At 36.8% G+C, this 14,108-nt stretch carries 15 protein-coding genes and 1 tRNA gene; 5 read left to right on the top strand and 11 right to left on the bottom strand.

Annotated elements, in window-relative coordinates:
- Positions 1–161 precede the first annotated feature (161 nt).
- From EK417_RS16485 to thrA, 7 genes are all read right to left on the bottom strand, one after another.
- A tRNA-Cys gene (locus EK417_RS16485) sits at positions 162–232 on the bottom strand.
- A 58-nt stretch (positions 233–290) separates the two neighbouring features.
- A complete protein-coding gene (locus tag EK417_RS16480; protein ID WP_076595832.1) occupies positions 291–788 on the bottom strand; it encodes an RDD family protein in 498 nt (165 codons plus the stop codon).
- 44 nt (positions 789–832) lie between these two features.
- A complete protein-coding gene (locus EK417_RS16475) occupies positions 833–2,197 on the bottom strand; it encodes a DUF4403 family protein (protein ID WP_076595833.1) in 1,365 nt (454 codons plus the stop codon).
- A gap of 35 nt (positions 2,198–2,232) precedes the next feature.
- On the bottom strand, positions 2,233–2,601 hold the full coding sequence (gene folB / locus EK417_RS16470; protein ID WP_136522783.1) for a dihydroneopterin aldolase: 369 nt from the start codon (positions 2,599–2,601) through the stop codon (positions 2,233–2,235).
- A gap of 4 nt (positions 2,602–2,605) precedes the next feature.
- The gene (gene thrC / locus EK417_RS16465; RefSeq protein WP_136522782.1) at positions 2,606–3,910 is read right to left on the bottom strand and encodes a threonine synthase; all 1,305 of its coding nucleotides are present in this window, start codon (positions 3,908–3,910) and stop codon (positions 2,606–2,608) included.
- A 21-nt stretch (positions 3,911–3,931) separates the two neighbouring features.
- Entirely contained in the window at positions 3,932–4,852 is a 921-nt protein-coding gene (locus tag EK417_RS16460) for a homoserine kinase (RefSeq protein WP_076595836.1), read from the bottom strand.
- Positions 4,853–4,862: 10 nt separating this feature from the next.
- On the bottom strand, positions 4,863–7,310 hold the full coding sequence (gene thrA, locus EK417_RS16455) for a bifunctional aspartate kinase/homoserine dehydrogenase I (RefSeq protein ID WP_136522781.1): 2,448 nt from the start codon (positions 7,308–7,310) through the stop codon (positions 4,863–4,865).
- Between the two features lie 60 nt (positions 7,311–7,370).
- On the opposite strand from thrA, the gene EK417_RS21600 reads away from it, so the two are divergent.
- The 4 genes from EK417_RS21600 to EK417_RS16445 all read left to right on the top strand — a co-directional run bounded on the left by EK417_RS21600 (position 7,371) and on the right by EK417_RS16445 (position 8,526).
- A complete protein-coding gene (locus EK417_RS21600) occupies positions 7,371–7,499 on the top strand; it encodes a hypothetical protein (protein WP_262484563.1) in 129 nt (42 codons plus the stop codon).
- Positions 7,500–7,645: 146 nt separating this feature from the next.
- Positions 7,646–7,840 (top strand): bacteriocin-like protein, encoded by a 195-nt coding sequence (locus EK417_RS16450; RefSeq protein ID WP_136522780.1) that lies wholly within the window; start codon positions 7,646–7,648, stop codon positions 7,838–7,840.
- A gap of 273 nt (positions 7,841–8,113) precedes the next feature.
- The gene (locus EK417_RS21595; protein ID WP_262709827.1) at positions 8,114–8,239 is read left to right on the top strand and encodes a bacteriocin-like protein; all 126 of its coding nucleotides are present in this window, start codon (positions 8,114–8,116) and stop codon (positions 8,237–8,239) included.
- Positions 8,240–8,322: 83 nt separating this feature from the next.
- Positions 8,323–8,526, top strand: coding sequence for a bacteriocin-like protein (locus tag EK417_RS16445; RefSeq protein ID WP_136522779.1), 204 nt, complete (start codon positions 8,323–8,325; stop codon positions 8,524–8,526).
- Between the two features lie 170 nt (positions 8,527–8,696).
- On the opposite strand, the gene nadA is transcribed toward EK417_RS16445, so the two are convergent.
- The 3 genes from nadA to EK417_RS16430 form a co-directional block, all read right to left on the bottom strand.
- A complete protein-coding gene (gene nadA, locus EK417_RS16440; RefSeq protein ID WP_034694934.1) occupies positions 8,697–9,716 on the bottom strand; it encodes a quinolinate synthase NadA in 1,020 nt (339 codons plus the stop codon).
- 104 nt (positions 9,717–9,820) lie between these two features.
- Positions 9,821–10,384 carry a guanylate kinase gene (gene gmk / locus EK417_RS16435; protein WP_136522778.1) on the bottom strand — a complete coding sequence of 188 codons (564 nt, stop codon included), beginning with the start codon at positions 10,382–10,384 and terminating at the stop codon, positions 9,821–9,823.
- 85 nt (positions 10,385–10,469) lie between these two features.
- Complete coding sequence (locus tag EK417_RS16430) at positions 10,470–11,327, bottom strand: YicC/YloC family endoribonuclease (RefSeq protein WP_076595841.1); 858 nt, start codon at positions 11,325–11,327, stop codon at positions 10,470–10,472.
- Between the two features lie 160 nt (positions 11,328–11,487).
- Here EK417_RS16430 and miaA point away from each other — a divergent pair, with 160 nt between their 5' ends.
- Entirely contained in the window at positions 11,488–12,408 is a 921-nt protein-coding gene (gene miaA, locus EK417_RS16425) for a tRNA (adenosine(37)-N6)-dimethylallyltransferase MiaA (RefSeq protein WP_136522777.1), read from the top strand.
- 259 nt (positions 12,409–12,667) lie between these two features.
- Here the strand turns inward: miaA and EK417_RS16420 are convergent, their stop codons facing one another.
- On the bottom strand, positions 12,668–14,080 hold the full coding sequence (locus EK417_RS16420; protein WP_076595843.1) for an efflux transporter outer membrane subunit: 1,413 nt from the start codon (positions 14,078–14,080) through the stop codon (positions 12,668–12,670).
- Between the last annotated feature and the right edge of the window lie 28 nt (positions 14,081–14,108).

Genomic DNA, 14,108 nt, shown 5'->3' with positions numbered 1-14,108 from the left:
AGCTAAACTTTTTGCCTAGTCCCCAAATTTTGCGCTTGATCCAAAAGAAATCAGAAAGAAAACGAACAGCTTTTTCATAATAATATCATTGAAAAAAAAATTCAGGACGTGACAAGATATAAAAACAAAAAAACCTCTAAATAACATAGAGGTTTTTTCTGAGGTACCTAGCGGATTCGAACCGCTGTAGATGGTGTTGCAGACCACTGCCTAGCCGCTCGGCCAAAGTACCATTTTTACCATTTTTGAGGTGTGCAAATATAGTAAAATTTCTTTATGAACAAAAGTTTTTAAGCAATTTCTTTCTTTCCAAGATCCTCAATTTCGCTTTTTGCTTGAATTTCAGCCTGATAATTTTTCATGTTAATTACCCTTGTTTCACTCCATTTGTCATGCCAGCCATTTATACCAAGAAATGATATCCCATCAAAAGGAACAATTCGGGAAAGACTTCTGTAAATAATTTGCTGGGTGGTTGGTTTTGTACCATCTGTACTGATTACTTGGGTTCCTGTAATATACTTTGCAACTGTTCTTCCATCTAAATGGTTTTCCATCAAAAAATAATAAAGACAATAATTGAAATTTCCAATAAAGAACTGCCATAATATATTTCCATTACTATATAAGTAGAAAAACTCAATTGAAGTTACTTCGTAAAGAAAATTAGCGAGAATAGAAAGAAGGTAATTAATAACAGATAGTATTATAAAATCGAGAAAATAATTGGCAAGTCTAACCCATGATGAGGCTTTATTATATTCAACAACATTTAGAATTCTTTTCATATGTAAAATTATTAGTTTTTTAGTTTAGTTTTAAGTTTGAAATTTTAGAATCCATTGACGAGCAGCTTTAATGAGGCGTTCGTATCAATAACGGCAGTGATTCCCGTATTGCTGAGTAAAATTTTACTAGGTTTAAGATTGAAAACTTTTCCGCTCATCTTTAATCCTTTATAATATTCTTTGTTAAAGGCTTCTTCAATGCTTTTTCTCGAGATTTCTTCCAGTTCCTGAGTGGGAATACCATATTCTTCTTCAATCATTTTTACGATTTTCCCCTGAAATAGGAGAGAAGCGGTTTTCTGCAGAATATTGGTCGTTTTCAGCTTAAATTTGGTTTCTGACAAAACAATTTTCCTTTTTGTTTCATCATACACCGGAATTCCTGAAATAATAGAAGTACCTTTTATATAACCATCAGTCTGCGCTTCAATAACCACTCTGTCATCAACACCGTACACTCTGATATCGGTTACTTTTACTTTAGAATCCCGCACATCAAACTCCTTATTCAGGAAAGTTTTTCTCGCCATACTGCTTGCTTCAGTAAAAGGAATATTGGCTGTAGTCTGCAGAATAAACTTGTCAGCAACTGCAGGGGTTGTATTAAAATTGGCAACACTGGTTACCGGGGAAGAGGCGGCAGGTTTATTCCCTGTAAAAGTTTCAGAAAAGATATCCACACCAAGGGTAGCATTGATCTGGTTTCCATAGAACTTTAAAGGAGTGATATTAACCCCTACAGGACTTACTTTCAGCCAGGTATTATATTCCTCAGAAATATTGAAGGGCTGAAGAAAAGTATTCCAGGCCATCAAGGCATACTGCTGGAAATTCAGCTGTGCAGCCATCTGCTGATCAATTGTTTTACAGAATTTTTCCTGTTGTTCTTTTAAACTTTTTTCGACAAGAGAGGTAATAGGAATCTGTATTCTTCCATAATCAAGTACAGGTTTAGTTACCCATCTGAAGCCGTTCGGCCGGGTGTTTGTAATAATGGTCCAGTTATTTTTAAAAGTAACGGTAGTATTGAAAGACATTACGGTTTCGAAGGTGGTATTCTGATACGTATAAACTCCTAAAGTACCGATTCCTTTTTCTGCCCATATTTTTAAAGGAACTTCAATCAGCAGATTCTGGCTGGTTCCTCCTACAAGGCGGATAGGTCTCGTTTTCCAAACTTTTACTTTAAATTGATCATTATTATTATCAGTATAAGAGTCATCCTGATATACCAGATCTTTCACGGAAGCATTGATCATATTGCTCAGCTCCGAAAGGGGAATGGTCACCGGCATCGTAATACTGGACTTAATCTTCGGAAAGTTGTAGGCTGCAAGTTGATTATCAACATTGGTCTGGCCAAAAGTACTGATCCCTGCGACTAAAAATAATATTGTAACGAATTTCAATTTGTATGTTTTTTTAATGAACGAAAATAAGAATTTTAATTTTCCGGTTTAAAGCTCTTTTCCAACTCAATACTTGCACCTTTCATTTCTCCCTGCATCGGCGGAGCTATTTTGGTGATTTTTAATTTAATATAATCGATCTGAGGAAAACTGTTGTGAATTTTTGTAATCATTCTTCCCGCTGCATGTTCCAGTAATCTGGACTTTATTTTCATTTCGCTGTGGAGGATATCATTGATATCTGCATAACTTATAGTGTCATGTAAATCATCAGATTCTGCTGCTTTCCACAGATCGGTATGAAGTTCTATGTTCAGAATATAATAGGTACCGATGATATTTTCTTCAGGAAGTACACCGTGGTATGCATATATTCTTACATCTTCAAGATATATTTTGCTCATTGCTTCAGATTTTATGAAGCAAAAATCGTCTTAATTCTTCAAAATCTGAATTTATTTCTACAGTTTTTTTCTCCTTTTTCATGAGCCCCTTCAACGATTCAGGAATTTCAATCTGACCATGAATGGCTTTTTCCACAGCATCGGGGAATTTTACAGGATGGGCAGTCCCCAGAATAAATCCTTTCTGTTCAGGATTTTCTTTCAGATATTTTTCCATTGCAGCAAATGCTACAGCACTGTGAGGTTCCAGAATATATCCGTGTTTCTCGTAGACTTCCATGATGGTGTTTATGGTCTGTTCATCATCAACGGAATAAGCTGAAATTTTATTTTTTACGATTTCAAACTGATGCCCGAAAAGCTCCAGAATTCGTACAAAATTACTCGGATCTCCTACATCCATGGCATTGGATAAGGTAGCAATTGCTTTTTGTGGCTGGTATTTCTGAGTTATAAAATAATCAGGAATTACATGATTGGCATTACAGGCGGCAATAAAATGATTGGCAGGCAAACCTCTGACATGAGCCAGAAGCCCGGCACAGATATTTCCGAAGTTTCCGCTAGGTACACAGATTACGGGCTGTTCTTTGTGTTCCTGCATCCATTGTTTTAAGGCAATTAAATAGTAAATTTGCTGAGGAAGCCATCTTGCAACGTTGATAGAATTGGCAGAGGTTAAAAATAACTGACTGTTGACTTCTTCATCTGAAAAAGCCTGTTTAACAAGATTCTGACAATCATCAAAACTTCCGTTTACTTCCAATGCTGAAATATTTTCGCCCAACGCGGTCAGTTGTTTTTCCTGAACCGGACTGACTCTGTTTTTAGGATAAAGAATGACCACATTGATTTGTGGAATTTTATAAAATCCGTGGGCAACAGCTCCTCCCGTATCTCCTGAAGTAGCGACAAGAACAGTGACTTTTTTATTCCGGTCTTTCAAAAAATAGGAAAGACAGCGGCTCATGAATCTTGCCCCGATATCTTTAAAAGCCAGGGTAGGACCATGAAACAGCTCTAATATGGATATGTGCTTATTGATTTTGACTAAAGGAATCTCAAAACTTACAGTTTCTGCAACAATTTCCTTAAGTATTTCTGATGGAATTTCATCTCCTGCAAAGTCTTTCATACATCTGTACGCAATTTCCTCATTGGAATACTGATGAAGATTTTGAATGAGTTCTTCGTCAAAATGGGGAATGTTTTCAGGGAAAAATAATCCTTTTTCTTTTCCCTGACCTTTTATTGTCGCCTCTCTGAAATCAATTTTTTCCAGATGGTCTTTTAAATTATAATATTTCATTTCTGTTTTTTATGAGTAAGCTTATTCAACGATTTGGATACCAGCCGGGTTTATTTTTGAAATGTAGACAAAACTTTTTATTTCAATTTCATTATACACTGATTCCATCATCTGAGCTATTTTTTCTGCTGTTTCTTTTTGTTCAGACAGCATAAAAATAGAAGGCCCTGAACCGGAAATTCCGCCTCCCAAAGCTCCCAATTGCAAGCCTTTCATCTTGATGTCATTAAATTTCGGAATCAGAATACTGCGGACAGGTTCTATAATGACATCCTTGAGGCTTCTTCCAATCAATGAAAAATCATTTTTCTGAATTCCTGCTATCAGCCCGGCTATGTTTCCCCATTGTTCCACGGCACTTTTTAAAGTAATATTTTTCTTTAAAATCTGTCTGGCATCCGAAGTTTTGACTTCTACCTGCGGATGTACTGCCGTCACAAATAAATCAGGGCTGTTAAGTGGAATAATATCAATCGGGTTGGTAGACTTTACCAGCGTAATTCCACCATAGATGCATGGCGCGATATTGTCTGCATGGCGTACCCCGGAAGCCAGTTCTTCTCCAAACATGGCAAAATGAGCCATTTCTTCCTTTGATAACTTGTTTCCTAATAATACATTGGCTCCGAAGGCGGCTCCGGCGGCACTTGCCGCACTGGAGCCGAGCCCGCTTCCGGGCTTTATATGTTTATGGATAATGACCTCAAAGCCGTTTTTCAGATTAAAGTGTTCCTGAATTTTTAAGAGAACAATTCCGGCAACATTTCCGGAAGGTTCTTCAGGTAGCCCGAAAGAGTCTGTATGTCTTATAATAATATCAGGAGTCTCCAATAGTCTTAACTCCATTTCATCATATGGATCATGAACTGCCATTCCTAAAATATCAAATCCGCAAACCAGGTTGGCAACAGTAGCGGGTACTTTTAATTTTACTTTTTTCATAATTGTATTTTTATATAGAACGGATAATATCTGCAAAAACTCCGCTTGCCGTTACATCAGCTCCGGCACCGGCACCTTTTACAACTAAAGGCTGTTCGGAATATCTCAGAGTTTTAAAAATGACAATATTGTCTTTGCCATATAGATGAAACAGATCGCTGTCCGGAGCAATATGCTGTAAACTTACTTTTGCTTTTCCATTTTCAAATTCTGCTACGTATTTTAATATTTTGCCTTCTTTTTTAGCATTGTTCAATAAGCTTTTAAAATGTTCTTCATATACTGAAAGTTTCTCATAAAAACTCTCAACGCTTCCCTCCATGCATTCTTCAGGCAGAAAACCTATATTTTCAATATCTTCAAACTGGAGCGGATATCCTGCCTCTCTGGCCAGAATTAAAATTTTTCTTGCTACATCTGTTCCGGACAGGTCAAGTCTTGGATCCGGCTCTGTGTATCCTTCTTTCTGAGCCTGGGCTACAACTTCAGAAAAAGTTCTGCTTCCGTCATATTCATTAAATACAAAATTCAGTGTTCCACTCAATACAGCTTTAATGGATTGAATTTGGTCTCCGCTTTTGATGAGGTCATTAATGGTTCCTATTACTGGAAGTCCTGCTCCTACGTTGGTTTCAAAATAGAAATTGCAGCTGTGGTTTCTTGCTGTGTTTTTTAAGGTTTTATAGCTTTTAAAATCTGAAGATGCTGCAATTTTATTACAAGCTACTATGTTTACACTTCTTTTTAATAAACTTTCATACACTTCAGGAACGTCAGAACTTGCTGTTACATCAATGAAAACAGAATTTCTAAGGTTTCTGCGGATAATTTCATCAGCAAATTCCCTTGCAGAAGCTTTTTCACCCAGTTGATTCCAGTTAAGATAATTTTCCTGTGGTATTCCCTGATCAGAAAACATCATATGACGGCTGTTGGAAATTCCGGCAATTCTGAGATTGATCAAAAAGTTTTCTTTTAAATAATCATTTTGGTTATAAATCTGTTGAATCAGTTTTGAACCTACATTTCCTGTTCCACAGATATAAAGATGGATTTGCTTTATTTCAGATTCAAAGAATTCTTCATGAAGTACATTCACTGCTTTTTTACTGTCTTTTTCTGAAATAACGATACTGATATTTCTTTCTGAAGATCCCTGCGCAATTGCTCTTATATTGATCCCGTTATTTCCAAGACATCCGAACATTTTTGCGCTCACACCGCTTCTGCTTTTCATGCTTTCTCCTACAAGCGCTACAATGGAAAGTCCTGTTTCAATTTTCACAGCATATACCCTTTTTAGATTGATATCATCAGCAAAAGAAAAATTGATCGCGTGTTCAGCACGTAAAGCTTCTTTTTCTTCAATAGCAATGGTGATAGAATGCTCTGAAGATCCTTGGGTAATAAGAATGACATTTATTTTTTCCTGACTTAAACACTGGAAAAGTTTTGCAGAAATTCCAGGAATCCCTACCATTCCGCTGCCTTCCAGTGTAAGCAGGGCAATACTGTTCATATTGGAAATTCCTACTGCAATCTGTTTTTCATCGTCTGAAGATTTCAGTTGATGAGAGATTAAAGTTCCCTGTGCATCAGGATCAAAGGTATTTTTGATGATCAGGTCAATATTTTTTATCATTACAGGCTGAATGGAAGGCGGATAAAGTACTTTTGCTCCAAAATGTGACAGTTCCATCGCTTCATGATAAGATATTTCTGAAATAGGTTTAGCATTGGAAACCAGACGCGGATCGGCTGTCATCATTCCGCTTACATCAGTCCAGATCTGGAGTTCTTCTGCATGAACAGCTGCTGCAATGATAGATGCCGTATAATCTGATCCGCCTCTCCCTAATGTTGTGGCGTTATTTTTCCCGTCATTCGCAATAAAACCTGGTCCTACGGTAATGCGGTTCTGATTTTCACTCAGAAAACGGGCAATATTATGATCGGTGTATTTGAAATCTACTTTTGCATGGGTAAAATTACTGTCTGTTCTGATCAGTTCTGCAGAGTTCATCCAAACGCAGTCCAATCCTTGATGCAGTAATCTTGCAGCTATAATTTTTGAGGACAGAAATTCTCCGTAAGAAGCAATTTTATCTTTAATCCTATTGGTAAGTTCACCAAGAACAGCAATTCCGTTGCACAGCTCTTCGATATCGTTAAAATGTTTTTTTACAAAGCTTAGCCATGAACTTTGTTCCGCAATTGGGAAAAGTTCTTTGACCAGACTGATATGTTTTTCTTCAAGATTCTGAACAATCTGAATATAGTTTTCATCCTTTACAGAAGCATGCTCTGCTGCTTTAATCAATTGATCTGTTACTCCGTGAAGAGCTGATACAATGACAATAACTTTGCCTTTTAAAGATTCACTTTTTACGATTTTTTCCACCAGTAATATATTCTGAGAATGGGCGACTGATGTTCCGCCGAATTTTAAAACTTTCATCAAGTATTTTTTTGAAATTGGGTAAATAGAATTAACTACTCTTTAAAAAAAAGAGCACAGGTGACGGGAATAATATGTGAAAATCTACCCCGTTATGGGGTAATTGTTGTAGTTGTGAATGAAGAAACAGAAGATATGCCTGAAATAGGTGATTTCAGGGCAGAAATATCAGATATGTTTCTTAAATAATTCATTGTAACGGAACAAATGTACGAATTATTTTGAAACAGCCAACTTTTTAACATAATAAAAACATATTTCCTTTTTTTGAGATATATTTGGTGTAATTGATTAAAAACCTTACATTTATAATATTAACTGATAATGCAATAATCATGAAAAATTTAAAGAAATTAAACCGGCGGCATCTGAAATCAATCAGTGGAGGAGATGTGAATAACTGTTTCGAGAACTGCCCTGCCGGACCTTACGGACCAGGCGAGCCAAGATCCTGTGCTGATTATCACGCTTTGCCGGAATGCTGTAAGGGTAGAGTGCTTGTGAGCTTTGAATGTTTTGATCCGTATTGATTTCAAAACTTTTAATGATGAGGTTGTTTAAACTTTATAATCATTATTTAACCATAAAAGACACAAAAGTTTTTCAGAACTATGCCATATGCTTAACTTAATAAGTACACCTAAGTTTTGCGGTAATTTTTGATTTTACTCTTATGTGAACTTTTCTGCGGTATCCCATTAAACTTACTTAAGTGAACCCAAGTGTTTTAAAAATGAAGCCTTTTGTGACTTTTGTGGTTTTGTAAAGTGTAAACAACTTTGATAACTTTAAAGTTAAATGCTATGAAAACAATTCAAAAATTATCAAGAGAAGAGAAGAAAAATATCAATGGTGGTTTCACTGTTATTCAGATTGAAGCATGCGGAGGAGGGCATTTTTTTTGTTTCCGTGGAGGCAGAAATTGGTGATGCTGGCAAGCCGGGAGGAATGTGTTACGCACTTGTGCTGTAGCGTTGAATAAAAAGATTGAAATCAATTTAATTTAAATACAATGAAAAATCTAAAGAAATTAAACAGAAAACAACTTCAAACTTTGCAGGGAGCAGGCTCGTTAACATGTATAGGATGTCCTAAGAATACAACTTATGGAAATAATCCCGGTGATGCATCTTGCGAGGCTTTTAATATGCTTCCTGACCGTTGTAAAATGTGTGTTATTGTTGATATGTCGTGTATGAGCGGAGGAGTGTCTTAAAAATAGTATATCTGTTTTAATAACAATAAAAAAGAGGCTGTCTCAAAAGTCAAACAATCTGGCTTTTGTCATTCTGACGAAGGAAGAATCTCATTGATAACCAAACATATGAGATTCTTCACTACATTTCATTTCGTTCAGAATGACACTTTTGAGACAACCTCTTTAATTTATTTTATGCTTTTAGAGAGGTCAAGCATGGCTTCAATAGGTTTCAATGCTTTTAACCTTAATTCTTCATCAATAAGAATTTCAGGAAGTTCATATTTCATACATAAATACAATTTTTCCATTGTATTGCGTTTCATATAGAAACATTCCGAACAGTTACAGCTTTCATCAAAAACCAATGCAGGAATCAGTTCTTTATGAGGTGCGCGTTTTCTCATTTCGTGAAGAATGCCTTCTTCTGTTGCAATGATGAATTTCTGGCAGTCATCTTTTTCCACATAGTTCAGCAGGGCGGAAGTGGAACCAATAAAGTGAGCCAGTTTCAAAACAGCTTCTTCGCTTTCAGGGTGTGCAATCAGTTTTGCATCCGGATTGTCTGCCAGCTGTTGAGCAATTCTTTCCATTGAAAATGCTTCATGTACTACACAGCTTCCGTCCCAAAGGATCATATCACGACCTGTTTTTTTAGATAAATATCTTCCCAGGTTTTTGTCCGGTGCAAAGATGATGGGTCTGTCTTTCGGAAGAGCTTCTATTACAGTTTCAGCATTTGAACTGGTTACGATGATATCACTTTCAGCTTTAGTTTCTGCGTTACAGTTGATGTAAGTGGCAATTAAAGCATTCGGGTGCTGCTCACGCATTTTTCTCAGTCCTTCTCCGGAACAACCATCTGCCAGTGAGCATCCGGCCATGGTATCCGGCAGAACTACTTTTTTAGTTGGATTCAGAATTTTAGCGGCTTCTGCCATGAAATGTACTCCACAGAATACAATCATGTCAGCATTGGTATCTTTAGCCTGTCTTGCCAACTGTAAAGAATCTCCAAGGAAATCTGCGATGTCCTGAATTTCTCCCGGTTGGTAATAATGGGCAAGAATAACCGCATTTTTTTCCTCTTTAAGTTTAAGAATGGCTTTCACCAATTCTTCACCCTGAGGAATAGCAATATCTTTTATATCCAAAAATCCTCTGACAGGAATTGCAGATTTAGCTTTTTCTAATGTTTCGGTACTCATATCAACCTCAATTTTTTACGATCAGAAGTTAGAGGTTAGAAATCAGAAGTTAGATTTTGAGTGTAATATTTTACTCCCATCCTCCTGCTTCCATCTTCCAGCCATTAATTACTGATAAAACTTTTTATTAAACTTTCTATTTCTTTTTTAGCTGCATCAAGATCTTCATTAATAACGATCTTGTCAAATCCGCTGGCGTAGGTCATTTCTTCTTCTGCCTTTGCAACACGGGTTTTTATGGTTTCTGCATCATCTGTGTTTCTGGAAATCAATCTTCGTTCCAATTCTTCAATGGAAGGTGGTTCTATAAAAATAGACAGCGCTTTATCACCGAAATATTTTTTTAACGAAATTCCTCCTTTTACATCTACATCAAAAATAACTACTTTTCCCTGACTCCAGATTTTTTCTACTTCAGATTTTAAAGTACCGTAATATTTGTCCGTGTACACTTCTTCATATTCTACAAAAGCATCTTCGGAAATTTTCTGTCTGAATTCCTCTGGTGTCAGAAAATGATAATCTACTGCATGTACTTCACTTCCTCTTGGCTGTCTTGTAGTACATGAGATTGAAAATTCCAGTTCAGGAAATGTTTCCAGTGAATGCTTTACCAATGTAGTTTTTCCGCTTCCAGATGGTGCTGAAAATATAATTACTTTATCCATTTTTTACAATTTCGGGTTACGAGGTCCGAGTTTCGGGTTCTTTTCTTAGAAATGACAACCACGCATCTCATAATTCGTACCTATATTACAATACGTTTAACGTTTGTTCTTTAATTTTTTCAAGGTCATCTTTCATCATTACCACCAGCTTCTGGATTTCTGCGTGATTGGCTTTAGAACCTAAAGTATTAATTTCTCTTCCGATTTCCTGAGAAATAAAGCCCAGTTTTTTTCCGTTGAAAGACTCATTGTCCATTACTTCTTTATAATATTTCAGGTGCTGGGCAAGTCTTACCTTTTCTTCAGAAATATCAAGTTTTTCAGTGAAATAGGCCATCTCCTGATAGAAACGTGTTTCATCAACATTTTCAAATTCTTTCAAAGATTTCTGATAACGTTCTTTTACACTTACAATTCTTTCTTCTTCAAAAGGAATCACTTCTGCAAGATACTTGTCGATATTCTGAATATTCCTGTTTAATTCTTCATGCAGATTACTGCCTTCCGTTTTTCTGAATTCTTCAAATCTGTCTACGGCATTGTTGACAATCTTAGCCAAAGCTTCCCATTCGCCTTCCGTTAATTCGTCAGGTCTTGATGTAATGGCATCAGGAAGTCTTACTGCCATTTTAAGGTATTCGAAATTGGGGCCGTCAGAAGCTATGTTTTTAAGTTCATTGATGTAAGAGTCAATTAAGTTTTTATTGATTTTTACATCATTGGACTCTTCAAGATTCTCAATATTAACGTAGCAGTCTACTTTTCCACGGATAATTCTATCATTAAGAATTTTTCTGATTTCAAATTCTTTTTCTTTATAACGTAAAGGAATTTTAATATTTAAATCAAAGCTCTTGCTGTTCAGAGATTTAATGTCTATAGTAATTTTCTTTCCTTCAAAAACATCTTCGGCTCTACCGAATCCGGTCATTGATAAAATCATAGTTTTTTATTGTTCTACAAAGATAAACATTTAAGTCTATAGTTTGGCTAATGTTAAATGGCTGGAAGATGAAGGCAGGAAGCAGGAAGATTGTTATAGATCTAATTTTAACTTCCATCCTCCAGCAAATTAAATAAACTCATTTTCGTAAATTAGCGCGGTGAAAAAGAAAAATTTAATTTCTGTAGTAGGACCTACCGGAATTGGTAAAACGAGATTGGCTATTGATTTGGCTCAGCATTTCAATACGGAGATTATTTCCTGTGATTCCCGCCAGTTTTTTAAAGAAATGAAAATAGGAACGGCTGCTCCTTCGGAAGAAGAGTTGTCTGCTGCACCTCATCATTTTATCGGAAATCTTTCAGTGGAAGAATATTATTCTATCGGTCAGTACGAAGAAGATGCCCTTCAAAAACTTAATGAACTTTTTACAACTCATGATACTGCCATTCTTGTTGGCGGAAGTATGATGTATGAAAAAGCGGTGATAGAAGGTCTGCATGATCTGCCGGAGGCCAATGCTGAAAATCAGGATAAACTTCAGGCTATTATGGAGCAGGAGGGAATAGAAAAGCTTCAGGAAATTTTACAGGAACTCGATCCGGAATATTTCAATGTGGTAGATATTCACAATCACCGCAGGCTGTTGAGAGCCATTGATATTATTTGGCAAACAGATAAAAAATATTCAGAACATATTTCGGTTTCTCAGGATTCCAGAGATTTTAATGTCATCAGAATCGGAATTGAAGCTCCTAGAGAAGAACTTTATGACAGAATCAACCGCAGGGTGGATATGATGATGGATAACGGGTTGCTGGATGAGGTGAAAGGTCTTGAAAAATTCAAAGGGCTGACGGCTTTAAATACAGTAGGATATGCGGAACTTTTCAAATATTTTGACGGAGAGTGGGATCTTGATTTTGCGGTTTCAGAAATTAAAAAGAACAGCCGAAGATATGCAAAACGTCAGCTGACGTGGTACAGAAAGGCGGATGATATTCATTATTTACAGTTGGGATATTCTGACAAAGAATATGAAGATTTGCTGAAATGGATTGCGGAACAATTTCAGGAATAAATAATTTCACATTATTAAGTAGCTCTGGAAGCCTTGAAAATATAGATTCCTACGGAATGACATAGTGTGCGGATAAACTAAGCGCTTAGTTTGTCATGCTGAAGAACGAAGAATCTCTTCAATTATTTTTAAAGATTCTTCATTCCACTTTGTTCCATTCAGAATGACAGTACAGATAATAATTAATCAGGGGCTTTTAATATTAAAAAAATGCGGCTCCAAAAAGAACCGCATCTTAAAACAAATATAATTTAATTTACTACTTCCAACCGCCGCCCAGCGCTCTGTATAAATCTACAATGCTGCTTAATCTCTGTCTTTTAATGGAAGCCAGATTCAGCTCTGCCTGCAGGGAATTTCCCTGTGCTGTAATCACTTCCAGGTAATTGGCTGAACCTCCTTTGTAAAGAAGTTGTGCACTTTTAATTCCGTCTTTTAACGTGGTAGATTGTTCCGTGGCTTTCTGTTCCTGAACTTTTAAATTTTCATTGGAAACCAAAGCATCAGAAATTTCTCCCACGGCATTCAATACCGACTGACGGAATGCCAACACATTTTTCTCTCTTTGAATTTTTGCTACTTCAAGATCTGTTTTTAATTGTCTTTTCTGGAAAATAGGCTGGGTAATTCCTCCTAAGACCGATCCGAATAACGAAGCCGGAATCTGGAACCAGTTGTCAAATTTGAATGAATTTACTCCTCCGTTGGCTGTAATTTTCAATGCCGGATACATATTAGCCTGAGCAATTCCTACCATCGCATTAGACTCTAATAAAACCAATTCCTGCTGGCGCACATCCGGTCTGCGGCTTACCATAGCTGCCGGAAGTCCTGCTGTAATGTTTTGTGGCAGGGAAGTATCAGACATTTCAATGGTTCTGTTGATTTTATTAGGAACTTCTCCCACAAGAATGCTCAATGCATTTTCCTGGATAGCGATATTTTGCTCCAGCTGGGCAATCAAAAGTTCTGTTGCCTGTTTCTGTGCTGCTGCCTGCTGAACACCAAGAGAAGTATTATCACCGCTTTCCCACATTTTTTGTGTCATCAGTAAGGTTTTGCTGCTTAGTTCAAGATTGGATTTTGCGATAGCCAGTTGTTTATCAAGCATCAGCAGGTTATAATATCCCTGAGCAATCGCAGCCACTACCTGAGTCTGAACCGCTTTTGAACCTTCGTAGGTCTGAAGATACTGCATTCTTGAAACTTCCTGCTGGTTTTTGATTTTTCCCCAGATATCCGCTTCCCACGAAAGGTTGAAGGCCGCATTATAGTCTTCAACATGGCTTGAGCCTAAAAATAAATTTAAGCTTTGTCCGTTCATGCTGTTTTTAGAAGGTCTTGAAATCTGTCCGCTTACTCCGAAACCAACGTCCGGATATTGCATATATTTTGCCTGTTTCAGTTTTTCCTGTGAAGCAGCTACCTGTTTCAGGGCAATCTGAAGGTCATAATTATTTTTAATTCCTTTTTCAATCAATCCCTGTAAAATAGGATCACTGAAAAACTGTTTCCACTCCAGATTGGCTATGCTGGCAGTGTCTGCAGTGGCGGTGTACTGGAATTTTTCCGGAAGTGGAAGCTCAGGCTCCGTGTATGCCAGTTTAGACACACACGAAACAGAGCCGATGGCCAGCACAAATGTTAGAATAATATTTTTTACTCGTTTCATAGTTTTTAAACTTTTAATTGAATCCAAA

The sequence above is a fragment of the Chryseobacterium candidae genome (assembly GCF_004916905.1).
GTDB lineage: Bacteria > Bacteroidota > Bacteroidia > Flavobacteriales > Weeksellaceae > Chryseobacterium > Chryseobacterium candidae.
The sequence above is the reverse complement of the archived record's forward strand: the minus strand, read 5'-3'. Positions and strand labels throughout refer to the sequence as shown.